This is a genomic window from Undibacterium sp. Rencai35W (assembly GCF_049340185.1).
Taxonomy (GTDB): Bacteria; Pseudomonadota; Gammaproteobacteria; order Burkholderiales; family Burkholderiaceae_D; genus Undibacterium.
The window spans coordinates 114,858-139,354 of the sequence record NZ_JBMPPC010000008.1 but is presented as its reverse complement, the minus strand read 5'-3'; the positions used below and the strand labels follow the sequence as shown (position 1 = coordinate 139,354).

General features: G+C 51.5%; 25 protein-coding genes. 20 read left to right on the top strand and 5 right to left on the bottom strand.

Annotated features, from left to right (window positions below; translation table 11 throughout):
* The first annotated feature begins 73 nt into the window (after positions 1–73).
* From ACO0K3_RS16940 to ACO0K3_RS16890, 11 genes are all read left to right on the top strand, one after another.
* Positions 74–454 (top strand): VOC family protein, encoded by a 381-nt coding sequence (locus ACO0K3_RS16940; protein ID WP_422986625.1) that lies wholly within the window; start codon positions 74–76, stop codon positions 452–454.
* Between the two features lie 193 nt (positions 455–647).
* On the top strand, positions 648–1,172 hold the full coding sequence (locus ACO0K3_RS16935; RefSeq protein ID WP_422986623.1) for a cupin domain-containing protein: 525 nt from the start codon (positions 648–650) through the stop codon (positions 1,170–1,172).
* Positions 1,173–1,366: 194 nt separating this feature from the next.
* Complete coding sequence (locus tag ACO0K3_RS16930; RefSeq protein ID WP_422986621.1) at positions 1,367–1,918, top strand: DUF7010 family protein; 552 nt, start codon at positions 1,367–1,369, stop codon at positions 1,916–1,918.
* An 89-nt stretch (positions 1,919–2,007) separates the two neighbouring features.
* Complete coding sequence (locus ACO0K3_RS16925) at positions 2,008–2,490, top strand: hypothetical protein (RefSeq protein ID WP_422986619.1); 483 nt, start codon at positions 2,008–2,010, stop codon at positions 2,488–2,490.
* A gap of 167 nt (positions 2,491–2,657) precedes the next feature.
* Positions 2,658–3,281, top strand: coding sequence for a hypothetical protein (locus tag ACO0K3_RS16920; protein ID WP_422986617.1), 624 nt, complete (start codon positions 2,658–2,660; stop codon positions 3,279–3,281).
* Positions 3,282–3,367: 86 nt separating this feature from the next.
* Positions 3,368–3,754 carry a VOC family protein gene (locus ACO0K3_RS16915; protein WP_422986615.1) on the top strand — a complete coding sequence of 129 codons (387 nt, stop codon included), beginning with the start codon at positions 3,368–3,370 and terminating at the stop codon, positions 3,752–3,754.
* Between the two features lie 186 nt (positions 3,755–3,940).
* Entirely contained in the window at positions 3,941–4,348 is a 408-nt protein-coding gene (locus tag ACO0K3_RS16910; RefSeq protein WP_422986613.1) for an SRPBCC family protein, read from the top strand.
* 328 nt (positions 4,349–4,676) lie between these two features.
* Complete coding sequence (locus ACO0K3_RS16905) at positions 4,677–5,468, top strand: hypothetical protein (protein WP_422986611.1); 792 nt, start codon at positions 4,677–4,679, stop codon at positions 5,466–5,468.
* Between the two features lie 150 nt (positions 5,469–5,618).
* Entirely contained in the window at positions 5,619–6,719 is a 1,101-nt protein-coding gene (locus tag ACO0K3_RS16900; RefSeq protein WP_422986609.1) for a DUF5694 domain-containing protein, read from the top strand.
* Positions 6,720–7,039: 320 nt separating this feature from the next.
* On the top strand, positions 7,040–7,459 hold the full coding sequence (locus ACO0K3_RS16895) for a DUF1801 domain-containing protein (protein WP_422986607.1): 420 nt from the start codon (positions 7,040–7,042) through the stop codon (positions 7,457–7,459).
* 181 nt (positions 7,460–7,640) lie between these two features.
* Positions 7,641–8,198, top strand: a complete 558-nt coding sequence (locus ACO0K3_RS16890; protein ID WP_422986605.1) for a GNAT family N-acetyltransferase — start codon at positions 7,641–7,643, stop codon at positions 8,196–8,198.
* A 145-nt stretch (positions 8,199–8,343) separates the two neighbouring features.
* On the opposite strand, the gene ACO0K3_RS16885 is transcribed toward ACO0K3_RS16890, so the two are convergent.
* From ACO0K3_RS16885 to ACO0K3_RS16875, 3 genes are all read right to left on the bottom strand, one after another.
* Positions 8,344–8,769, bottom strand: a complete 426-nt coding sequence (locus ACO0K3_RS16885; protein ID WP_422986603.1) for a DUF2177 family protein — start codon at positions 8,767–8,769, stop codon at positions 8,344–8,346.
* Between the two features lie 47 nt (positions 8,770–8,816).
* Positions 8,817–9,872: a hypothetical protein gene (locus tag ACO0K3_RS16880; RefSeq protein WP_422986601.1), complete on the bottom strand. Its 1,056-nt coding sequence runs from the start codon at positions 9,870–9,872 to the stop codon at positions 8,817–8,819.
* A 208-nt stretch (positions 9,873–10,080) separates the two neighbouring features.
* Complete coding sequence (locus ACO0K3_RS16875) at positions 10,081–10,392, bottom strand: hypothetical protein (protein WP_422986599.1); 312 nt, start codon at positions 10,390–10,392, stop codon at positions 10,081–10,083.
* 346 nt (positions 10,393–10,738) lie between these two features.
* On the opposite strand from ACO0K3_RS16875, the gene ACO0K3_RS16870 reads away from it, so the two are divergent.
* Complete coding sequence (locus ACO0K3_RS16870) at positions 10,739–11,794, top strand: hypothetical protein (protein WP_422986756.1); 1,056 nt, start codon at positions 10,739–10,741, stop codon at positions 11,792–11,794.
* Positions 11,795–11,892: 98 nt separating this feature from the next.
* Here the strand turns inward: ACO0K3_RS16870 and ACO0K3_RS16865 are convergent, their stop codons facing one another.
* Together ACO0K3_RS16865 and ACO0K3_RS16860 are read right to left on the bottom strand one after the other, a co-directional pair.
* Positions 11,893–12,357 (bottom strand): hypothetical protein, encoded by a 465-nt coding sequence (locus ACO0K3_RS16865; RefSeq protein ID WP_422986597.1) that lies wholly within the window; start codon positions 12,355–12,357, stop codon positions 11,893–11,895.
* A gap of 103 nt (positions 12,358–12,460) precedes the next feature.
* Entirely contained in the window at positions 12,461–12,652 is a 192-nt protein-coding gene (locus ACO0K3_RS16860) for a hypothetical protein (protein WP_422986595.1), read from the bottom strand.
* On the opposite strand from ACO0K3_RS16860, the gene ACO0K3_RS16855 reads away from it, so the two are divergent.
* From ACO0K3_RS16855 to ACO0K3_RS16820, 8 genes are all read left to right on the top strand, one after another.
* Positions 12,651–13,094: a LiaI-LiaF-like domain-containing protein gene (locus ACO0K3_RS16855; protein ID WP_422986593.1), complete on the top strand. Its 444-nt coding sequence runs from the start codon at positions 12,651–12,653 to the stop codon at positions 13,092–13,094. The genes ACO0K3_RS16860 and ACO0K3_RS16855 overlap by 2 nt on opposite strands.
* Entirely contained in the window at positions 13,091–13,813 is a 723-nt protein-coding gene (locus ACO0K3_RS16850) for a LiaF transmembrane domain-containing protein (RefSeq protein WP_422986591.1), read from the top strand. Before ACO0K3_RS16855 ends, ACO0K3_RS16850 begins: the two co-directional genes overlap by 4 nt.
* Before the next feature lie 70 nt (positions 13,814–13,883).
* Positions 13,884–14,984, top strand: coding sequence for a sensor histidine kinase (locus ACO0K3_RS16845; RefSeq protein WP_422986589.1), 1,101 nt, complete (start codon positions 13,884–13,886; stop codon positions 14,982–14,984).
* A gap of 40 nt (positions 14,985–15,024) precedes the next feature.
* The gene (locus ACO0K3_RS16840; RefSeq protein ID WP_422986587.1) at positions 15,025–15,768 is read left to right on the top strand and encodes a LytR/AlgR family response regulator transcription factor; all 744 of its coding nucleotides are present in this window, start codon (positions 15,025–15,027) and stop codon (positions 15,766–15,768) included.
* 416 nt (positions 15,769–16,184) lie between these two features.
* Positions 16,185–18,374 carry a S46 family peptidase gene (locus ACO0K3_RS16835; protein WP_422986585.1) on the top strand — a complete coding sequence of 730 codons (2,190 nt, stop codon included), beginning with the start codon at positions 16,185–16,187 and terminating at the stop codon, positions 18,372–18,374.
* Between the two features lie 140 nt (positions 18,375–18,514).
* The gene (locus tag ACO0K3_RS16830) at positions 18,515–21,331 is read left to right on the top strand and encodes a prolyl oligopeptidase family serine peptidase (protein WP_422986583.1); all 2,817 of its coding nucleotides are present in this window, start codon (positions 18,515–18,517) and stop codon (positions 21,329–21,331) included.
* A gap of 443 nt (positions 21,332–21,774) precedes the next feature.
* Positions 21,775–23,082 carry a cytochrome-c peroxidase gene (locus ACO0K3_RS16825; protein ID WP_422986581.1) on the top strand — a complete coding sequence of 436 codons (1,308 nt, stop codon included), beginning with the start codon at positions 21,775–21,777 and terminating at the stop codon, positions 23,080–23,082.
* A 46-nt stretch (positions 23,083–23,128) separates the two neighbouring features.
* Positions 23,129–24,466 (top strand): hypothetical protein, encoded by a 1,338-nt coding sequence (locus tag ACO0K3_RS16820; RefSeq protein WP_422986579.1) that lies wholly within the window; start codon positions 23,129–23,131, stop codon positions 24,464–24,466.
* Positions 24,467–24,497: the final 31 nt, after the last annotated feature.

Here is a 24,497-nt window from a genome sequence, read left to right as displayed (position 1 = left end):
TTGCACTAACCAAGCGCTGCCGCTCAATCATACGCACATGCCAACGCAGTTCAGCAATGAGAGGAGACGCATCATGCCAGCGCTTGATCACATCATCATGAAGGTCAACGACCTCCAGAGCAGCATCGCCTTCTATACCGAGATTCTTGGATTTACCGCCGAGGGCACCGACGGCCCGTTCACGCTGATCCGGGTGAACCCCGAATTTCAGATCCAGCTCGCCCCATGGGGAACCCCCGGCCTGGAGCACTATGCATTTGCGGTCTCACGCGACGATTTCACCCACATATTCCAGCGCATCCAATCCGCCGGTATCGCCTACGGTCCCACATTCCACGCCGTCGGGACGAACACCGGACCCGGCGAAGAATCCGGCGCACGAGGCCGCGCACCAACGCTGTATTTCAACGACCCAAACAAGCACCTGCTAGAAATCAGAACATACGAGGAATAGTTAGGTCGCGTAGTCACCGGCGTACAAATCTCGTTGCACCGTGTGTGTCCAAGTGCCTACAACAAAAAGAAAGCATCAGCATTCGCTTTTGAGACGCTTACATCCGTCTTGCTGATTTTGCACCAACATGTTAACGTCGGTTTTTTTACTTTTAAACAAGTCAGGCGTCATGTGTATGCGCCCAGAGAGAGTCATGAATTCACGTCCTCCATTCATCGTGTCGACTGACGATTTGCCAGAACGTAGCCACGTCTATCCGCAAAGCGACGAGGAGATGGCGCCTGTTCGTGCCGTTGGCCGCGCCGCAGGCCTGGTCCGCATTGGCATCAACCTACAGCGTCTGCCACCCGGCAAGCGTTCTTCATGGCCTCATGCTGAATCAGATGAGGAAGAGTTCGTCTACGTCATTGATGGCGAGGTCGACGCCTGGATAGACGGAGAACTTCATCCCATGCGCACGGGTGACCTGGCAGCGTTCCCCGCTGGCACGGGGATTAGCCACTGCTTCATCAACAACAGCGAGAAAGACGCGTTACTCCTGGTCGGAGGAGAACCCGCAAAGCCCACCAATCGCATTGTCTATCCACTCAACCCCTCGCGCCGCGCAGACCTCAAGCCAGCCGACTGGTGGCACGATGCACCGTCAAGAGAGCTTGGAGATCACGACGGCCTGCCAGACCAACTGCGTGCTTCAAGGCTATTGGGTAATGATGTCTAATCCTTTTTCAGCACTGATGCACTCCGTCATTCAATTTAGCGCTACGGGAAACAAAATGCAAAATGCAATGGGCTCGCTGTGAATATTCGAGTCGTCGCTTTAAGAATTCGGTCTAGCAAAGAAATAAAAGCCGGAATAGCCATACGCACGCCTAGTCATCCGTTCACCATTACCTCAGATCACAGGAAAAATTAATGAAACTATCTGTCACCGAAGAGCAGCAACACGAGATGCGCCACGCCCACTATGATGGCGCGCCTGGCGTTTTGGTATCTGGCTTAGTGTGGATTGCCGCCACATTGGTGTGCTATCAGCTCGGGATAAACAAGGCTGTATGGACTCTTCTCATCGGCGGGGTATTTATTTATCCCATGAGCCTCCTTGTGACAAAGGCGATGGGGCGTCCCGCGAAGACAAGCAAAGACAACGCATTGAACCAGCTTGGCATGGCGTCGACAATTTGGCTGATCCTTTGCTGCGCGATGGCCTATGGTCTGTTCCTGCTAAAGCCAGAATTATTTTTTCCCGCAATGATGGCAACGATTGGAAGCCGTTACCTGATCTTTGCCAGTATGTATGGCAGATCAATTTTCTGGGTGATGGGCGTGAGCCTGATTGTTACTGCAAATCTTGTTTTGTTCTTAGCGATAACGCCCGTTGTTGCCGCAGGACTCGGCGGATTGATTGAAGTGCTATTTGCTTTCCTCGTGTTTTCAAAAGCGACTAAGTCAGCCGTTTTATCATGAGATCAAGCGGACGCCCGGTGTTGTTCCTCGCTCAAACCAACATGAGCGGCGGGCACCGCTTATGTCGTCGCCAGACCTTTGGAGAACCTATGCAATTTATTCGAATGGTAACGCTGGTAGTTCTTGTCACCGCAGCGCAGATTCCTGCACAAGCAGTCGCCCAGACTCTGGGTTACTCCGATGCAGATAATCCAAGTCAGGCGGTAGGGATGATGAAAACCAACGTCTTTTCGGCTCAGGTGTTATTGCGTGAGTGCTCGGCACGATTGCCGGATCAAGCTGTTGAAATGGCTGGTCAGCTAAAGCGGTGGCAGACGGCGGAGGCGCACGACATCGAGAGAGCTGAACACTATTGGGCTGAAATGGCCGAGAAGCAGCCTGCACTGCGAGAGCAACTCATGCAGACCGAAGCTTACCTAAAGGGAAATTTTACCCTGATCGAGAAAACGAATCCGCGCAATAAGGTCTATGCCGTGTCCATCTTTTGCCATCAGCATTTCGCTGACCTGGCGTCTGGTATTTGGCGCAAGCGAACTCCACGCCTTTACCAATTATTAGATCAGGCGCCATGAGGTCCGGTAAGCGGTTTTGTTGATGGTGCTGCTGCCGCCTTACGCGGTGAGGTTTGCGGCTTAAGCTTGATGTCAGACGCTAATGATGTTTTCAGTTGGCCTGACGCTTATATTGACTCACAACTCAATTGATAAGGACATAAAATATTATGCGCATAAGACTTAACATGTACCTTCTGGAAATAGCCGTCGTATGCATTGGGATTTTCCTGTCCGTTGGTGCATATTTTGTTGGCAAATATGTGCTTCGTATTCCGCCTGCAGAGTTGACTTACGTGTCCATAGCCGTATCTGGATTTCTATTCGTTTTGGGCCATGTCTATAGCCGTCTCAAAGATAGACGAGACGGGAAGAGAAAGCGAGCCCAGGAACTTTTCCTCGAATGGCATTCCAAAGATATACGCGATAGTCGAATCTTCGTAAGTCGCTGGATTGAAGCCAAGGGGGAGTCAAATCTTCAGGCACTCAGAACTCTTGAGAATCTGGCCACACGGGCATACATCGACGGCGAAGGTCGACCAAATACATCAATAGATAAGCATCCGTTAGATGACCCGGAGGCGAAGGAATTCCACTTTTTTACAATCTATCAATTCTTTGAGAGATGGGCTGCCTTGATCGATCAATATGACATCGACAAGGATCTAGCGAATCGCTATATGTCGTCCTATAAGCCGTGGTATCTGTCCACCTTTGTAAACCACTGGTACAGATTGGAAAATGACCAATGGATCAAGGCAAGCCTTCGCAATATTCTCCTTAAGGTTTTTGCAGTCCGCGTTGATACCTAATCCTATCAACCTGACTTCCGCTGACAGGTTAGTACGTACCTCATAAATACCCACTGCTTCAACTTAACCGCATTCAGGAGACTTACATGAAAAGAGTCACAGGTATCGGAGGAATTTTCTTCAACGCGAATAATCCGGTCGAGTTGCGCGCCTGGTACAAGCGGCACTTGGGTATTGACGTGCAGGACTGGGGTGGTACCGCGTTCACCTGGGCTGATGCCGCGGGCAATCCGACAAACGGGACGACGGTGTGGTCTATCGGTGCCGCTGATGGGGCGCACTTCGCACCCAGCAAGTCGGCCTTCATGATCAACTACCGCGTCGATGACCTGGACGCTGTGCTTCAGGCGTTGAGGGATGAGGGATGCAATGTGTTGGAGAAGGCGGACGATTCCGAGTATGGCAAGTTCGGCTGGGTCATGGATCCCGAGGGGAACAAGGTCGAACTGTGGCAGCCACCTCCGGGACAGTAGGCCGCAAAACAGCACGGCAAATGCCGGAGCGTGATCGCTTGTCTGGACTGACCACGCTTGGCATGTACGCTTGGGCACTCATGGTCTGAAACGTAAACTCAAGATGAAGATCAAGTTGATAGCGCCTAGGATTTTTCTAGCGATTCCGGCACTTTTGTTTTAGTTACTACTACATAAGAAGACATCATGAAAATTACTGTAGAAACCATCGTCAACGCTCCTATTGCTAAGGTCTGGAGCGCGTATACAACGCCCGAAGACATCAAGCAGTGGAACACGGCGTCTGAGGACTGGCACACAACCAGATCCAGTGTTGATTTACGCGTTGGCGGTGTGTTTTCCTCGCGTATGGAGGCAAAGGACGGTAGCTTTGGTTTTGATTTTGCCGGAACCTATACCAAGATCGTGCAGAATGAATTAATTGAATATACGTTTGGGGACCGTACGGGGATTGTCGAGTTCGCACCCGTTTCAAATGGTGTCGCCGTGCGCGTGAGCTTCGATACGGAATCTGAACATTCAATCGATCAGCAGCGCCAGGGCTGGCAGGCAATTTTGAACAATTTTGCCAGACATGTCGAAGCGCATCAGTGACGTCGTCCTAGCCGTTTGCCGCGCACTACTATGAGTTGTGACGACCTGCTACGAACTGTGTTGAACTACTCAAATGGGTGGTACGTAACGCCCGCTTACACTAGCCGCAGTTACCTTACGTATCTATTTGCCGTCATTGATGATCGCTGGCATCCCCTTTGAGATTGCCTAACCCGTCATCGCTTGGCTTAGCTGAGTTCCAAATCTGCTGGTAGCGGAGTGGATGTTTACCGGGACGTATCGTCATTGATCTCGGCCTCAAGCGTTCCGGGGTTCGGCTTAATTCAACTTAGCAAATAAAACCATGTACTCAAGCGAGATCCACCTAATGCGCCTCACCCATCGATGGAAGAAAGCAGCATTCGCCTGCCTGCTTCTGAGTTCAGTTTTTTGCTTAGCTTCCTATGCTGAAGAAACTGCTACGGCATTACCTAGACATCTGCTGATTGCCCGCGAACTGGCTGAGAATATCAAGCCTGCGAATAATCATTACATTCTGGGTGGCCAATCGGTCAGTTTTCCCGGAGATGTATTTTCCAGCGATTATGTGATGCGGGCGGATTGTTCGGGATTTTTGCTGGCGGTGATTGAGCGGGCACATTATCCGGTGCGGACTCAGCTTGCCTTTTTGAACTGGACGCCGAGTAGAAAAAGGCCGGTTGCTGAGGACTTTGTTTTTTCGATTGAGACGGGTAAGGGTTTTCAGCAGATCAGCGACGTGCGCCTGATACGGCCTGGCGACGTGCTGGCGCATGCGATGCTGAATGCCGGTGACAAAGCGCAGACTGGTACGACAGGGCATGTAATGTTGCTCGACAGCGTGGCCAAAAAAATCGAGCCACGCAATCCGCTTGTTGAAGGCACCGAGCAATACGAGGTCGCGATCATTGATTCCAATGCAGAGTATCTGGGCTCAGACGATACGCGACTCGCCGATCCCGCGAATAAAATCACCGGTCTGGGACGTGGCACGATACGCTTGTATGCAGACGCCGACGGCGCGCTGGTCGGCTGGGCGAGAAACTTTAAAAATACTAACCGGTTCTTTTCCTACACGCCTAGATTTCCATCCGATACCAAAGAGCGTAAGGCGGCGATCGGGCGCTTGATCAGCCAATGATCAGCCCATAAAGCCGGCCTTGTTCCCACCGCTCAGTGCATTCTCCGAGCGGCCTGTTGCCCCGATTGCGCACTTCATCTCTTTCGATACAGTCGTTTAGTTTAGCGCTGCTACTCTGTAGTTTTTATTGTTTCAATCAGGAGGCGAAGAATGACAACATGGCTGAAAACTCTGGGAGTAGGTGCGCTGTTCGTCTGTGGTAACGCGCTGGCGCAGACCGCAGATTTTGATCCGCGAGACTGGAAAAAAGACATCGCTGGCAAACCTACTCAGGTCATGGTGTTGGGGAGTCCGCATCTGAGCGGTTTTGGCGATCATTTTAAACCAGCGATGCTGTCAGATCTGATCGATAAACTGGCAGCATTTAAGCCAGACATTATTACGATAGAGGCCTTATCCGGTGAGCAGTGCGATACCCTGAAACGTTATGCAGCAACTTATCCCGATGTGTTTAGCGATTACTGCTGGGATCCCGAAGCGGCCGAAAAAGCAACCGGCTTGACGGTACCTGCCGCCTTAGCAGAAATCAGGACCGTGTTAAAAACCTGGCCGGCAACACATGCGGGTGCTCAGCAAGGAGCGACGCCGACGCCAGCGCAGCGCCGTCATCTGGCGGCCTTATTCCTGGCTGCGAATGACCGCTTTTCGGCACTGGTGCAATGGCAGCGCCTTGATCCTGCCGAGCGCAAAATTGGCGATGGTGTCGATGAGGCCTTGTTAAAAGTCTTAACTCGTGACAAGACGAAACCGAATGAAAACTATGAGATCGGTACCATGCTGGCAGCGCGCCTGGGGCTTGAGCGGGTCTATGCGACTGACGATCATACCGCTGACAGTATTCAGGATTTGGCAGGTCCAAAATTGGGCGACACCTTACAGACTTTATGGAGCAAGATCGATATTCCTGAAGGGCGTGTAACGAAACAGCGTGAAGGCAGTTTGGCAAGCAGCAAAGATGTATTGGACTTATACCGTTTTTATAATCAGCCAAAGGTCGGGCGGGCATTTATCAATGCTGATTTTGGCGGTGCTTTAAAACAGCACTCACCAGAACTCTATGGTCGCCAATATGTTGCATGGTGGGAAGCACGTAATCTGCGCATGGTAGCGAATATCCGCAGCGCTTTCGGCAATCAACCGGGTGCGCGGGTACTGGTCATCGTCGGCGCTTCGCACAAGCCCTATTTCGATGCCTACCTGAATATGATGCATGAGGTGAAGCTGGTTGATTCGATCACTGTGTTGAAGTAAGCAGCGTTTTCAGGAGAATTCAGAATATCCTCGGGAGGACGTGGCAGCGTAGTGGCAGAGGCATCCGGTGCCCATCCGGGCTTTTGCTCTCCCGCTTAATCATGGGTAGCTGCATTTGCTGACTCCGGCATGCAAGGAGGCGTTAATTTTGTCTGGAAAAACTTGATTAAGTTGCTACAATTGTTTGTCTTACGCATGCCAGTGAATCAGCGAATTCTTTGCAATAACCGAGACGCCCGCCAGGTCTGCTTACACTGTGCTAGGGCACCGGTAACGATACCGTACAACTGAGAAATATCCTGAACTTCAAAGCGGAGAACATGAAAAAATCAGACCCGGGCGACAGCCAGCCCGCATCAGAACTCATCTCAAAAAGAATCACCGAACTCGGCGACTGGCGCGGTGAAACGCTAGCCAGAATACGCGAGCTGATACGGCAAGCCGATCCAGATGTCGTTGAAGAGTGGAAGTGGATGGGCACACCAGTCTGGTCGCACGACGGCATCATCTGCACCGGCGAGTCCTACAAGGATAAAGTGAAGCTGACCTTTATAAAAGGCGCGTCACTAGAGGATCCGGCCAGTCTTTTCAATGCCAGTCTCGACGGCAACGCACGCCGTGCGGTCGATATCCATGAGGGCGACACAATCGACGAGTCCGCTTTCATGACACTCATTCGCCAAGCCGTCGCTCTCAATCGTTCCGGTAAGTCGAAAGCGACGAAGAAGACTAAATCCTGATGGCTCGCGGATGTGCGGATGTCCGACAGACCGTCTGGTAACGGTGACATGTATGCGATTAGGCTACGCTAATCGCCCCTGTGTTCTGAACAAATCTGGTAGTGATACTGTGTTGTAAAAAGCAGGCAATCATCGCCATACAACAAGAGCTTCTACAAAATTTAATCGAGACCAAACATCCATGCCAGCTTTCAATAATCTGCAACTAACAACCGAGCGCCTGCATTTGCGGCCTTTGCGCATGAGCGATGCGCCTGCTTTGTTCGGAATATTTTCTGATGCACGGATCATGACGTATTGGAGTACGCCGCCGTGGACCACGATGGAGACGGCGACTAATCTGGTGGAGCGGGATTTGAAGGCCTTGCCTGCTGGTGAGTATTTATCGTTTGGGATTGTGCGGTCGGCTGATCAGCAATTGCTGGGGACTTGTAGCTTGTTCCGTTTCGTTGAGCAATGTCGGCGCGCTGAGATTGGTTATGGACTGGCTTACGATACCTGGGGGAACGGGTATATGCATGAGGCGCTGACGGCGCTGGTGGACTATGGGTTTGCCGCATTGAACCTGAACCGGATTGAGGCGGATATTGATCCACGGAATACGGCGTCGGCGCGTAGTCTGGAGCGGCTTGGTTTTCAGCGTGAGGGATTTTTACGTGAGCGCTGGTTTGTCGATGGGGTGGTGTCGGATTCGGCTTTGTATGGCTTACTGTTAAGCGACTGGTCGGTGCGTAAGTAAGATCGTACAGCGTGGCTGGGATCTGTTTTGTCTATGGAGTTTCACATACTCTCCCTATGTATATTTTAAATCCCTAATAAAACAGTGCGGATTAAGGCATATTTATAGAGAAATAATGGGGAGTATGTGAATTTGGCGGCTTTTTCTAAGCATCTGCGTCTTTGATCAGGCGACCCGCCGCATAGCCCGCAGTACCGGCGATCGCGCTGGCAACCGCACCCCATAAGATATCAACCACTGTCAGCGATACCGACCAGCCTTGTAACGTGGCGAGGTTGCTGAGGTCGTAAGTGCCATACGCCACCGCGCCAAGCAGCGCGCTTAAACGCATCGCCTGTTGCCACTGACGTGTGCGCAATGCCGGAGCGATCGCGAACACCAGCAGGCCGAACAGATATAGCACATAGAACGCGGCGGCCGGAATGAGCTTCGGTTGCGCCAGCATCAGCGGCCCCAGTTGCGCACGATAAAAATCGATGGCCAGCAGCGTCAGCCAGACAAAATCACAGAGGCAAAATACGACTGCCGCTATGATGTAAGCGAGCAGGTATCGGCGCAGTGAGTTTGTCATGGCGAGCTTTGCTTGTGATGAATCGTGGCGATTTTTGAGTAGTTTCTTCAGGCGAGTTCGGATTCTCGCTTGAGGCGGCGTACCACTTCCCAATCTAATTCGGTGTCGCGCTTTTTTTCCAGGGCGTCGATGTGCTTGAGCTTTTTGTCTTCGACAAATTTACCGGACAATAAGTGACGCGGCTTGGTCGGTGCGGAGACAAAACCCTGAGTCGGCCACAGCGAGCGGCGTAAGGTGGTGCCTGCCAGAATCCCGAAGTCGTCGCCGCTGGTGATGCCTTTTTCTGCTACGACGGATTCGCCAGCTTTGATATAACGCGCGGCGTAAATGGTCGCTTTGGTCGCGATCCAGCGACCGGCGTGGATCTCGCCGTTGAGGCTGCTGATCTCGCCTGTAGCGCGCAGGCTGCCCCAGGTGCTGATATCGCTCTGACTGATGATGGCGCCGGTTTCCAGATTGCCCTGACAAGTGACGTTGCCCGCAAACAGGCTGCCGGTAACGGTGATATCGGTTTCGCTAAAGACTTCGCCTTTGCAATTGCCGTCGCCCGCAATCAGGATTTCGCTGGCACTCAGGTGACCGCCGATGTACTGGACTTCGATCACATCGAACACGTCGTCGAGCTGCACGCTGCCGTGGCAGTCAAGCACGTCACAAGCGAGATAGCCGAGCGCCTGAATATCGCCGAAGCCGCCAAACATCTCATGATGCGCATCGCGTTGCAGGATCGCCGGATGTACAAATTTATCCATGTAGCTGCTGCCGTCTTTGCTGGCTTTGGCCTGATCAAGTTCGAGCATGCGAGCCATCCATTCGGCGCTGCAACCGGTCTTTAATAAAAATTCGACTTCAATATCACCGCCGCAGTCGAGCGCCTGACCGACGTACAGCGACTGGACGCGGATGTTGCCAGTGACAGTGAGTTTGCCCAGACAAAAGACTTCTTCTGCTTCGAGGTCGCCGTCGACCAGCAAGTCGCCACCGACCAGAAGCTGGGTCGCAATGATTAGATCGCCTTGAACATGTACGTCGCCGGTGCTGGCGAATTGCTTACGTTTCAGGCGTTTGGATTGAAAAGGAACAGGGGCGATCAACTTGGACATAGCGACTTTCGAAAGGCAATGAAGTCGCTATTATCCTCGCAGCGTGCGACAGTTGGGAAGTTTCGTGAAGCGGGAATTTCTAAAAACGCCTACTTGAGTGCATCGCGGCGTTTTGCGGGCATTTTTCTAGCCGCGCAATTCAACGGCTGAGCAAGTGCGGGTGTCGCCAATTTGAGCTTGAGCGCCGCGATAAATTTAGGATGAGCGACTAAATCTTGATGGAAAAATGTTGCAGTTGTTCGCCATCTTCACTGCGGCGTGAGGCCCGGCGTCTGACGGTTTTGGCGCGGGTATCGAACATGACAGCAACTGATGACGGCGCTCTGTCATTGCGACGGCGATCACCACCCTGACGACGGTCGCCGCCGCTGCGCAGGCTGCGGATGATGTCGTTGGCATCGTTTGTACTGCCGGGTTTGACTGGTGTTTCGCCGTTGGCTGGCGAGGCGGTATCGCCGTTAGCGGTTCTTTGATCCGATGGCTGAACCTGGGTAACTCGGGTGAAGGGAAACAGTTTCATACTACTCTACTAAAGGTGTTGCGCAATATTGCTTAAAGAATTAGCACTTCTAACGACAGAATTAGCGATAACTTGAATGATGTTTTAGTGGAAATACCCAAATAAGGACGGAGTTAGCGGATTTTTCCTATCAAAAAAGGGTATTTCGATAGATTTTATGCACGGTACGCCGTCGCGTGGCACCGACATCAGGATTGTCGATTACAATGCGCTAGCGCAAAATTGACGCTGCTCTGGCAGTGTTTTTCATTCCCATATCATTGGTGTTCAGGCGAGAGCCACGGCAATATCCGATGTAAAAAATGGAATGACAGACCGACTTCTGGCACCACTTCTCATTATGACCATGCACCTTCAAGACCTCCTCACGGATATTCACGGCAGCTTGCCCGAGCAGGCCATTGCGACGGCAACCCGTCATATTGCCGACATTCTGGCCCTGGCGATCGAGCATGGTCCCGGACACAAGGCGCTGATTGTGGCTGATAGCGGCTGCGGTCTGACGCTGGCATTGAGCGAGGCGTACCGACGTTGTTTACCGGATGCGCAGTATGTCGATTTTGAGCAGGTCAGTCCTGACGAAATACACGCGATTTTTGAAACCATGGCACCGTCTGATCTGGTGGTATTGGTGCAGACCACGAGTTTTCGTCTCGATGCTTATCGGGTACGGGTCGAATTATTTAAACGTGGTTTGAAAGTCATTGAGCATTTGCATCTGTCACGTCTGACGCAGCAAGAGGCGCTGATTTATATCGACAGTCTGGCCTATGATCCTGCGTATTTTCGCGGCGTCGGTCGTGCACTGAAAGACAAGATCGATCGTGCGCAGAGCGCTGTGGTGGACAGCGGCGAGGGTGCGCGTCTGGTATTCGCCTCGCCTCTGGAGTCGGCCAAGCTGAATATCGGCGACTACAGCGGCATGACGAATGTCGGCGGACAGTTTCCGATTGGTGAGGTGTTTACCGAGGCGCAGGATCTGGAGGCGGTCAGTGGTCGCGTGCGGATTTTTGTGTTTGGCGATACCAGTTTTCTGGTCAATAAACCTGCCAAGCCGATTACGCTGATTGTGGCCCAGGGGCGCGTCGTGGATGTCGAAGATTCCACACCGGAGTTTGATCAGGTACTGGCAAATATCCGGGCGGTGGAAGGCGAGGTCTGGCTGCGCGAACTGGGATTCGGCTTGAATCGCGCTTTTTCGGCGGAGCGCACGGTATGCGATATCGGTACCTATGAGCGCATGTGCGGCATTCATCTGTCGCTGGGTGCCAAGCATGGCGTGTACAGCAAGCCGCAGCTCAAACGCAAAGACTCTCGTTTCCATGTCGATGTCTTTGCCGTCACTGAGACGGTATTGCTGGATGATGAAGTGGTCTATCGCGACGGTGCCTGGATCGCATAAGTCCGGAGCGCTCTGCGCTGCGTCTATTTATAGGTAATACGTGTATAGCGTACTGAGCAAATGCTTCAGGTGCGACTCAAGTTTGACTAAGGTTCGACTCAGGTGCGGGTATGACGCAACAAGAGCAAAATTCGCTTATGAATGTTCAGGATGCGCCGGCTCCACAGCCGGTTGTCCTGCGCTTTAAACGTGTGCAATGAGCGCATATCCTTGATCTTGTCGTAGATATTTTCAATCAGCTTGCCCGTGGGTTTGCCTGCCCAGCTCGCGAGATCACTTTTCTCTATTCCCTCATACGCCGGAATCGCATGGCGTTGTACGGAATCAAAATCAAAGCCGCTCGCATTCAGACGGTCAAACACCACCGTAGAGAACGCCGGAATCACATCGGCAGGCGGCACCTTGTCCTGCACAACACGAAAACACAGCCGGGAGTTTTCTTTGATCTCTTCGATCAGTGCGCGGACCTCACCTTTATTTTTTGCACTCACATCCCGGAACCACTGCATCGCTTTCGCCGCAGTTGAGATGACGTTTAAAAATGGCAGAATATTTTCTATCATAGGGCACAAGGGTAAAAAACCAGGTTGAGCATAGCTTACGTAAAGATGATTTGCTTGTCTATCGGCGGCGCAACGGCGATGTGCACCTGTTACCTGTTACCTGTTACCCGCTACCCAAGAGCGCGTCATTCACCGATTTTTCGCCGCTCACCGAGGCACCGCCGTCACTCGCCGAAATCCGCGAGACATTTGATTCGGCAGCGATTATCTTGAGCCTGTCGACGCAATAAACAAATAATTCAATTCTGCGGAACTTGCCAACAGCGAGCCGCACCCGGATAAAGGAAGGAATCATGATGTGCTCTGATATAACGCAAACCAAGTTACAACAAACCATAAACGATGTCCGCAATGAGAAACAGCGCGAATATATCGTTTGGGGTATCGCACTGATCGCCGTCGGTAGCCTGTTTTTTCTGGAACACCTCGGCGTACTGGATTTACGTCCTTACATCGGCGAAAAAATCCGCTGGTGGTATTGCTGGCCGCTGCTGGTCGCTTTGGTTGGTCTGGTGAAGATGCTGAGCGCCAGTACCTTTGAGCAAGTCATGAAAGGCACCACACAAGCCATCATCGGTTTATGGTTATATGTCTGCTTGACAGAATTATGGGGCTGGACATTCAGAACCAGTTGGCCGATCATCCTCATCGCTTTCGGTGCAAGTACCTTGATCAGCGGTATCTATAACCTGACAAACAAATCAACGACAAATTCTGACAAGGAGTCACAATCATGAGCCGTTCATCTAACTCACATAACCAACGTCGCGTCCTGTTCGGTGCCATCGTCGTGATCTTCGGTGTCCTGGCACTGGTGGATAACCTGCACTGGTTCAATGCCCGCGACTATATTCAGTTCTGGCCTATGGTATTCATCGCTTTTGGCGGCTTAAAAATATCGCAAACCCGTAATGACTCCGGCTATCTCGTCGGCGGCGCTCTGGTTGCCGCGGGTGTGCTGATGACCTTATCAAATCTGGGGATTGTGTATTTCCGGATGCGTGACTGGTGGCCGATGTTCATCATTATTGCTGGCCTGGCCGTGGTGTTTAAAGGTGTACGTAAGCAAAAAGAACATAGCGGCAACGGCTCTGGTATCTCCGGCTTGTCCGACATGAGCGCCATGACGGATACCACAATTGATGCGATCGCTTTCATGAGTGGTAATAATATGAGCGTGGTATCACAGGATTTTCGTGGTGGTGAGGCGACTGCTGTGATGGGTGGCGTCGAGATCGATTTACGTCAGGCATCGATACAGTCAGAGGCAGTATTGCAGGTCTTTGCCATGTGGGGCGGGATTGTTTTAAAAGTACCGGCAGACTGGACTATCGTCAGCAACGGTATTCCTATCATGGGTGGTATCGATGATAAAACCGTACCACCGATGGCGCCGACCAAGCGTTTAGTGATCGAAGGTTATGTGGTCATGGGCGGTGTCGAGATCAAAAACTGATCAGGCAGTCACTCACCAGATAATACAGACAAGCGCAACGACTCTTTTTTAACTCACTCGCCAGACCGTCATGATGAAACCGATGACCTCGACTATGCGTAAGCTGATGTGGTATCTGATGGCATGGCTGTTGGTGGGGGTGGTGATCACTGCGCTGCTGGTGACGACGGCGAATACTAGCTGGCTGGCGGGGCTCGGGTTTGCGATACCGGTCAGTCTGATTTACGGATTTGTAGCGGCATCTGCTTACTACGTCTGCCGCTCGCTGCCCATGGCGAAGCGGCAGTTTTTTTTGACGCTGGTGATCTTCGGCGGAGCGTCCCTGATCTCAGGCTTGATGTGGCTGGCACTGTGTTACGCCTGGAATTATCTGGCGTTCGCCTTACGCCAGCTGATTGGCTTCGGACCTGTTGCGGGCAGTATGACGCTGCCAGGCAATCTGATCCCGGTGACACCGCAGATGTCGGTGATGTTGTTTGCGGCCGGTAGCTGTCTCTATCTGTTATCAATTTTTGCGCATGATGTAGTGATCGCCTTTGAGAATGTTCGCCTGGCAGATCGTCGTGCTGCCGAGTCGCGGGTACAGGCCAGGGATGCGGAATTGCAGGTATTACGTACACAGATCAATCCGCATTTTTTATTTAATAGCCTCAATTCCATCAGCGCATTAACCTCGCTTGATCCGGCGGCTGCACGCAATATGACGCTGGAGCTGGCGCAGTTTTTTCGCCAGACTCTGGCGTCTTCTGAGAAAGAACTGATTTCTCTTAATGAGGAGATACGTTTATGCGAACATTTTCTGGCGATAGAAAAAATCCGCTTTGGTAAAAAACTCCAAAGCGATATCCAGATAGCCGATGCCGCACAGATGGCCTTGTTGCCACCGATGTTATTGCAACCCTGCATAGAGAATGCGATCAAGCATGGCATTCGCGATTTGACCGAGGGCGGTGTCATTGTTGTGCGCGCTCTGATCAGGGGCGACTGGCTACATATTACGATTGAAAATCCCGTTGATCCGGTGCCTGGCGATACGGTTGGTAATGGACACGGCCTCAAAAATAGCCGTCTGCGTTTACAGTCTATGTACGGCGATAAAGCCCGCATCAACTGGACCCGCAGCAATGATACTTTCCTGGTAGAGATCGCCGTACCACAGGCGGTTAACTGAGCGCAGCTAGTAACTGAACACAGGTCTTAATTGAGCGAACATGATGAACCCAATACAAGTACTGATCGTTGATGATGAAGAGCTGGCGCGCCGCCTGGTGCGCGAGTACCTGAGCAAGCATACGGATATCCTCGTGATCGGTGAGGCCGAGCATGGACTCGATGCCGTAAAACAGATCAACGCACTGAATCCGGATCTGGTATTTTTAGATATCCAGATGCCCAAGCTGACCGGACTGGAAGTGCTGGAGCTGACGGGGCGTCAGTCCGGTGTGATCTTCACCACGGCCTATGATCAATACGCGCTGAAAGCATTTGACCTGCATGCGGTTGATTATCTGCTCAAGCCGTTTTCACAGAGTCGTTTTGACGAAGCACTGGCACAGGCGCGTAAATCGCTCGGTCAGACGGTGACGCCGCAGAGTATCGCGATCCAGCAAATGCTGACCGATACCAGCAAGCAGCTTGAGCGGATCTTGATCCGCGACCGCAGTCAGGTACATGTAATTCCTGTCGATAAACTTGAGTATGTCGAAGCGCAGGATGATTACATCAGCATCGTCAGCGAAGGAAAGTCCTACCTGAAAACCCAGGCTCTATCCGAGCTCGAAGCCCAGCTTGATCCGGCAAAATTCGTGCGGGTACATCGCTCTTACCTGATCAATATCGAGCAATTACAAGGCATTGAGCGCTACACCAAGGACAGTCATGTCGCGCTGATGCGTTCCGGCAAACAGATTCCGATCAGCCGGACCGGCTATGAGCGGATTAAGGACATCATGTAGACACAGTCTGAGGCAGGGTAGCCCCCTCGTATTGTTGCGTAAATCAAACGCCGTGTACGCATAACGAGGCGCCGAATAGCAAAAAAAAACGGGAACAAAAATGGAAGGAATCAGGTCGTTCTGACCTGGCTTGCTGGCGGCAGCCTAAGAGCGATTATTTTTTGAATAGTTCAAAAAAATTACCGGAAAATGCTAAAAAAACCGGTTTCCTCACCAGTCTGATAATAAATTCAAGAAAACAGCCTCATTATCCCGGTTTTTGCATCGATTCCACATGAAAAATCAGGTAAATCAAATGTAAGTAATTGTATTGACTTCATTGTTTAGCGAACTGATACTGCGATGTTATGAATTTGAGACCTTCAATTTCACACCTCTTTGTTTAACAACAATCCCATAAAGATGTCGAGACCCAGATGAAAAAATCACTCGTATTAATGACGGCAGTCACTACGCTGACTGCATTAAGCAGCGCCATGAGCGTCGCTTATGCAAACGAAGGCATGTGGATGCCACAACAGTTGCCAGCAGTCGCTACGCAATTAAAAGCGGCTGGTTTGAAGCTGGATCCGAAAACCCTGACGAAACTGACTGAATTCCCGATGGGTGCGATCGTCAGCCTCGGTGGCTGCTCTGCGTCATTCGTATCCGATCAGGGTCTGGTCATCACGAACCATCATTGCGCCTATGGCAGCATCGCGCAAAACTCCACACCGGAAAAAAATTATCTGGCGAACGGATTTTTGGCAAAAACACTGGTAGAAGAATTGCCGGCCCAGCCAGGCAGCCGCGTTTTTGTCACGACGGACGTGAATAACGTCAGCACCAAAATCATTTCACCTGAAGTCGCCAAACTGGTAGGCAAAGCACGGGTAGATGCGATCGAAAAAAATGAAAAAGCCTTGGTTGCCGAATGCGAAAAAGACGCTGGTCACCGTTGCAATGTCTATCCCTACTATGGTGGTCTGGAGTACTACCTGATCAAGCAATTAGAGATTAAGGACGTACGTCTGGTGCATGCGCCGGCTGAAGGCGTCGGCAAGTTCGGCGGCGATACCGACAACTGGATGTGGCCACGTCACACGGGCGATTACAGCTTCTTGCGTGCGTATGTGAGCAAGGATGGCAAATCCGCTGATTTCAGCAAGGACAATGTGCCTTACAAACCAAAGCATTATCTGCGTCTGGCGAAAGATGGCGTCAAGGAAGGCGATTTCGTGATGGTCACTGGCTATCCTGGCCGTACTAACCGTCATCGTTTGCCATCAGAAGTGTCGAATACATTTGACTGGAATTACCCTGCCTATGTGAAAGCTTCAGGCGAACAACTCGCCATCATTGAACGCGAGACCAAAGGGAACGAAGACAAAAAACTCAAATACGCAGGCATGGTTGCGGGCGTCAATAACTACTACAAAAACCGTCAGGGTATGCTGGACAGCTATGCTGGCAGCGACTTCTTGGCACGCAAGCAAAAAGAACACACTGCGTTGAAATCCTGGGTCAACGCCGATGCCGGACGCAAGCAGATGTATGCGGCTGATATCGATGCGATCGAAAAACTCATCGCCGAACGCGATGCAGAAAATCGCCGTGATTTCTTGCTCGCATATTCTTCACCGCGTCTGTTGAGTTCAGCCCGTAGCCTGTATCGTCTGGCCAATGAATCCACCAAACCGGATGCAGAGCGTAAATCAGGTTTCCAGACACGTGACTTACCGCGCTTTAAAGCAGGCGTTGCTGCAGTTGAACGTAGCTACGACGAGGCCGTGGATAAAGCTCTGGTTCTGAACTTCATGACGAAGTATGCAGCGCAGCCGAGTAAAGACCGCAATGCGAATTTTGATGCAGCGATTGGTATCAAAGACGGTATGAAAGAAGCCGAGATCAAAGCACTGCTGGACACCATGTATGCAGGCAGCAAACTTGGTACCAAAGAAGAACGCGCGCCTTGGCTGGAACGCAAGCCAGACGACTTCAAAGCAAGCGGCGACAGCTTCATCAAAGTTGCCGTAGCGATGTATGACGAGAGCCTGAAACGCGAAGCCCGTGATGAAGAAATGTCAGGCAAAATCCAGCAAGCCTATGCCAATTACATGAAGGCAAAAATCGCTTTCATGAATAGCAAAGGTCAGGCGGTATATCCAGATGCAAACAGCACGCTGCGCGTGACCTTCGGTAAGGTTGCAGGTCGTCCAAACGGTGCCGACGGTACGAGCTGGACAGCCTTCACTTCCTTGCATGGTATTACGAAAAAAGCGACTGGCACGGGTGAATTCAATGCACCGCAAAACCAACTCGATGCAATCAAATCGAGTAACTTCGGTGCGGATAGCAAGTACTACGACGCTAAGCTGAAATCGGTTCCGGTTAACTTCCTCGCGACCCTCGACATCACTGGTGGTAACTCAGGTTCCGCTGCATTGAATGCAAAAGGCGAACTAGTCGGTCTGGCATTTGACGGCACGCTGGATTCCATCATCTCTGACTGGGATTTTAATGATGCGAACACCCGTGATATCCAGGTTGATCTGCGTTACATCTTGTGGGAAATGACGAATGTCGACAAAGCAAATAACTTGCTTAAAGAAATGCATGTCGAATAAATCAGTTTCTTGATTTTCAAAAATGGACACCGTTTGGTGTCCATTTTTTGTTGTGGTCAGGCTTATTTTTATATTTATTGTTATCGCAGTTTTATTCTCCTGTCCTCAAGTAACAGGGCAGATCGCAAAGAGGAATCATCATGTCGTCAAAATTACTTTCCGCCAGCATTGCACTGGCATGGGCGGGTACCGTATCCCTGGCTCTGCCGCAAGAGGTCGCGATGGCCACGCCGTCCGCACTCCTCATCTCTGCTAGTTCATCTGCTGCGGTTACGCCGCTAAAACCTGCGGACTTGACGCTGGAACAACTGTACCGCGCCAAACCCTACGCTGGACAAACAGCCCGTCTTCTCAGTTTCAGTCACGATGGCCGTTACCTTGCGTATGTCTGGAATCCTTACGGCGAAAACGGTTCTGATCTGTATGTGCATGACACTCAGACCGGTGAATCCAGACGCGTCACTTCTCCTACGGTGATGAAGAGTGTTGATGCGCCCGAAGTCTGGGACAGATTTGATAAAAAGGCCGTACAAAAAGACAAAGAAGATGCCGAGCGTCAAGCCAAGGCAGAAGCGCACGCCGCTTATCTGCGAGGTGAAAAAGTCGATCTGATGCAATGGGAAACCGCGGCACTCGATATCGTAAAAAAAGAACTCGCCGATAAAAAAGCCAAAGACGCAGCAAAGAAAAAAGAAACCGATGCCGAAGCTGCAAAAGAAAAAGCAGCCGTCGCCGCAGCGATCAAACGTGGCGACATTAAAGCCAGCAACGATACCGATAAAAAAGATAGCACCAAAGACAGTACGGCCGATAAGACTGACACCAAAGGCGACACTAAGTTAGCCAGCGGTACTGACGACAAGTCAGACAGCAAATCAGATGCAAAAGAGGCCAGCAAAGACAGCAGCAAGGACAAGGCCAAAGAAATCTGGGAGCTGCGGGACGAGCTTAAAAAGAAACAAGAAAAAGATAAGCTGAAACCTAGCGATTTATATCCCGGCGTAGAAGCGCTGGTCTGGGCCGAAAAAAAGAACGAACTGATCTTCCAGTACCGTGGTGATTTGTTCCGCCTGCAAGCCGCAGATGGCAAGCTGGAGCGTCTGACAGAGACTGAAAAAAACAAGCGCATTCTCTCGTATCTGGTTGACGATAGCGGCTATCTGTTCATGGATGACAAACGTATTTACAGCGCACGCTTTGACAGCAGCGCCGTGCGCCAGTTGAACCATGAATTAATCCATCCTGATGATGCCGAGAAAAAATACAGCATCGTCGATACCGTCCTTAGCGAGAACAAACAATGGATGGCAATTTCTGCCACTGCGCCAGAAAAAGCAGAGCCGGGTAAGCCAGCACCGCCAGCAGATCGTCAGGTAGAGATCATGAACTACAACACGCGTTTTGCGACAGCGAAGAAGGTCGATCGTGAAGTCTCGGACGACAAGCGTAAAGTTCCGGCCAGTGCTGTATACATCCGTCGTGTCGGTGATATTAATGTGCGCCAGCCAGAGCCGGTGTTCACCAATGCCGGAGGCGACGTCTGGTTTGAGATGAGTAAAGTCAGCTGGGCCAAAGACGCAAGTCGTTATACCTTCTCCACCTGGGAACGTGAAAAAGAATTACTGCGTATTTATGTCGGTAAAGCAGAAGAGGGCGTCAAGCCAGTACTGGTGTTCGAGCGCCGTGGCAAGGTCGGGCATGAAGTCGTGAATGTGCTCGCGCCGCAGTTCACCCCGGATGGCAAAAACCTGATTGCGGTATTGGACGAACAGGGTTTCCGTCAGCCGTATGTGATCAGTACCGATGTTGCGCTGCCCGGTACGGCGCGCCCGCTGCTGAAGGGCGATTTTGAAGCCCACAGCATTATGGGTTTTAGCGAAGACAGCAAATCCATGTTTGTGCTCGCCAACCGGGATGATTTTGCCGCGATGAATTTGTACCGGGTGGATCTTGCCAGCGGGGCGATGACGGCGCTGGGACTGCAGGGAGATTTCCATCGCGTCAGTGCGGTCACCGATGACGGGACCAAAGTCGCCAGCGTGGCAGGGCAATGGAGTAGTCGCCCTGAACTGAAACTGATGCAACTTACTGATGGTAAAACATCGGTACGCAAGACCCTGACCCAAAGCCATGATCCGCTGTGGAACGCTGTCAGCCTGTTGCAGCCGGAGCGTTTCAGTTATCTCAACCGTCATGGTGATGCGATACAAGCCTATGTGTTTAAGCCGCCTCACTGGAATGCCGCAGACACGCGTCCGGCGATTGTCTACACCTATGGCGGCCCGCTGAATGACCGTCACATTATCGAAACTGACAGCTTCCAGCAGACCGCCTATGTGTTCGGCATGTACATGGCGGCAAAGCATGGCTACGTCACGGTTGCCGTCGATCCCCGCGGACATTCGAATTACGGGCGCAAGTTCAGCGATGCCAACTGGGAACAGCCGGGCAAACCGCAAACCGAAGACCTCGAAGATCTGGTCAAGTACATGGATAAAAAATTCGGCGTCGATCCTAAACGCATCGGCCTGACTGGCTGGAGTTTTGGCGGCTTCCAGACCCAGTACACGATGTATACCAGCCCCGATACTTTCGCCGCAGGGATTGCCGGTGCCGGACCGACCGAGTGGGAAAATTACAATAGCTGGTACAGCGGTCGTACTCTCGGCAAGACCGAACGCAGCAAAGCGTCATTGCGCCGTTTTTCCTTGCTGCCACTGACCGCCGGTTTGAAAAAGCCACTGTTACTGGTACATGGCATGCAGGACCCGAACGTCTTGTATCAGGACACCGTCAACGTCTATCGTGCCTTGCTGGAAAATGGTAAGGAGGGACTGGTCGATCTCTTCCTCGACCCTGACGGCGAACACGCACTTGGCGGCGCAGTGAAACCGAAAGCCTTGCACAAGAAATACGAAAGCTTCTTCTTACAGCATCTGGGTAAGGCGCGTCAGTAATAAGACAGGTTTTTCGATATTCCTAAATCAAACCCGCTTATTTCATGGGCCTTCTGGCCTGAAATGCCTTTGAAACCCGCATCCAGTATGCGGGTTTGTTTTTTACAGTTATTAAAAACCCCTGAATTGGTATTTCATGGAAACCTACTCCGGCTTTTCTCTGTGTCTCCGTGTCTCTGTGTTCCTTTGGTGAGAGGTCTTAGTTGTTACGTCAATCCTGTCGACAGGATTTTGCAATTTAGAGGTTTTTAGACGTTCTCTTTCAATATTCAGATTCCGCTGTGCAGATTTCTCCCCCGCCTCATTAATAATAAAACCACAAAAATACTTCTTTTCTCGCCTTATTCTTGTTCCCATGGGGTTGCGTTGTTATAATTAGAATCATTCTCATTTACATTATCGATTCTGGAGCGTCTTTCCACATCGATCCAACGGAACCAATAATGCCGCATCATTTCTCCCGGTTTCTGGCCGGTCGACCAGACCATGCTTTACAAATTGTGGCTTCACAAACGATGACTTCACCAGCTATCGTAGGCAAGGCTTTTTTATCTTTGAGCAGAACCAGCTTATCCGCATTGATGCTCGGTGCGGCGTTAAGCCTGACTGCGTGCGGTGGCGGCTCAGGTAGCAGTTCACCCATTACCACGCCCGGTGCAGATGCCGGAATGAGCGCAGCAGCGTCCTTGGGGGAAAAAATTTTTAGGGATGTCAGTCTGTCTGCGTCCGGCAAACAATCCTGCGCGACTTGCCACAATCCCGATAATGCCCACGCCCAAAGCAATGATCTCAGTGTCCAACTGGGCGGGCCGAATCTGGATGTTCCGGGTTTTCGTGCAGTGCCTTCATTGCGCTATCTGAATCTGACGCCGACTTTTTTCTTTGCTGCAGACGGCACGCCTACCGGCGGCTTCAACCGCGATGGCCGTGCACTGAATCTTGCCGCACAATCTGAACGCCCGTTTTTAGCGCCGCACGAAATGGCGAACGGTAGCAGGGCCGAGGTCGTCGCCAAACTGCAACGCGCGGCGTATGTCGCAGAATTCAAAAAAGCGTTTGGCAGTGCGATTTTTGATAATCCCGATGTCGCTTTTGATCGTATTCAATTCTCTTTGCAGGCGTATCAAAAAGAAGATGCGGATTTTCATCCGTATGATTCCAAGTACGACCAGTTTCTGGCAGGACGCGCCAAACTTGATGATGCAGAATTGCGCGGATTGGCTTTGTTTAATAACCCGACCAAAGGTAATTGCGCGGCCTGCCATAGCAGTAATAAATCGACAGACGGTGCATCGCCGTTGTTCACGGATTTTACCTACGACAATATTGGTGTGCCGCGAAATTATGCGATCCCCGCGACTGCTGACGCGACGTATTTTGACCTGGGCTTATGCGGACCTGACCGTAGTGATTTGAGTGGACGCACCGATTTATGCGGTGCTTTTAAAGTGCCGACATTACGTAATGTCGCTACGCGCAAAGTATTTTTTCACAACGGACGTTTTAAAAATTTGCGTGACGCACTCGGCTTTTATGTACGTCGCGATACCAATCCCGAAGAATGGTATCCAACCGCCGCCGATGGCAGCGTCCTGAAATTTGACGACTTACCCGCGGCATATACCGGTAACGTAAATGTTACCGAAGTACCCTACAACCGTAAGCGCGGTATGGCGGCTGCACTGACACCGGCTGAGATCGAGGACGTGATTAAATTCCTCGGCACCCTGAACGACGGCTACAAGCCGTGAGTATGACTGATTGTAAAAAATATTCCTATCCAAACGAAAGACCACGATGAAAAAGACCTTAGTAGCTCAAGCGCTGTGTCTCGCCTTTTTGGGCAGTGCCGTTGCGCTGCCTGCACATGCCGGTGAAGCTGAATTATTGCAAAAGATAGAAAAACTCGCGGCAGAACTTGAAGCCATCAAGGCTGAGCTGGTTGCCACACGCAAGAAGACCGATAGCGTCGAGAAAAAACAAGAAATCTTGACCAATACCGTGAATACCGCCGTAGCTAATAACGCGGCAGCAGCCACTGCGGCTAGTACGACGATGGCTTCGGCTGCCAGCAGCATGGCGCAAAAAACCGTGATCAGCAGCTATGGTGAAATCAATTATTCACGTCCGACTAATGCCACCAACCAAGCACAGACAGATGTGGGGCGCGCGGTGATCGGCATTACCCATCGCTTCGATGAAAAAACCAAAATGGTGGCCGAGTTTGAATGGGAGCACGCGATTGCATCTTCCGGCGATAAGGGCGAGACAGAAGTCGAGCAACTGTATGTTGAGCACGAACTGAACAACAATTTGCGCGCTAAGGCAGGTCTGTTCCTGATGCCAGTGGGTTTGCTGAATACGACCCATGAGCCGACGGCTTACTACGGCGTCCATCGCAATTTTGTCGAGACTGCGATTATCCCGACGACCTGGCGTGAAGTTGGTATCGGTTTGTCCGGTTCGTATGATAATGGCCTGAGCTGGGACGCCGGTTTGACTACGGGTTTTGATCTGAGCAAATGGGACGCCGCCGCCAGCGAAGGCACAGAATCCCCATTGGCCAGTATTCATCAGGAAGGTCAGTTTGCCAAATCGCGCGACCTGAGCCTGCATGCGGCGCTCAACTGGCGCGGTATTCCAGGTCTGCTGGTAGGTGGTTCCGTGTTCAGCGGTAAAGCCGGTCATGCAACGACTGATTTTGCTGGCAACGATGCCCGGGTCACGTTGTGGGATATGCATGCCCGCTTCACGCCTGGTCGCTGGGATTTGTCCGCCCTGTATAGCCGCGGCACGATCAGCAACACAGAGGCGCTGAACCTGACTTTTATCGGCCAGCCGACACCGGTACCGTCCTCATTCTACGGTTGGTACACTCAGGCCGCCTATCAATTGTGGAAATCGAATGACTATAGTCTGACTCCTTTCCTGCGCTATGAGCAATTCAATACCGCGAACAGTTATGCCGCGGTACCGCAAGGTCTGGGCGTCGTCCCTGCAGGTACCGAGAAAGTCACGACATTGGGCGCGAGCTTCAAGATTGGTGAAGGTGTCGTATTGAAAGCCGACTACCAGAAATTTAAACTCGATAACAACCGTGACCGCCTGAACCTGGGTGTCGGTTATTCGTTCTAAGCGCTATTGACATGGGGGCTGATAAAATTAC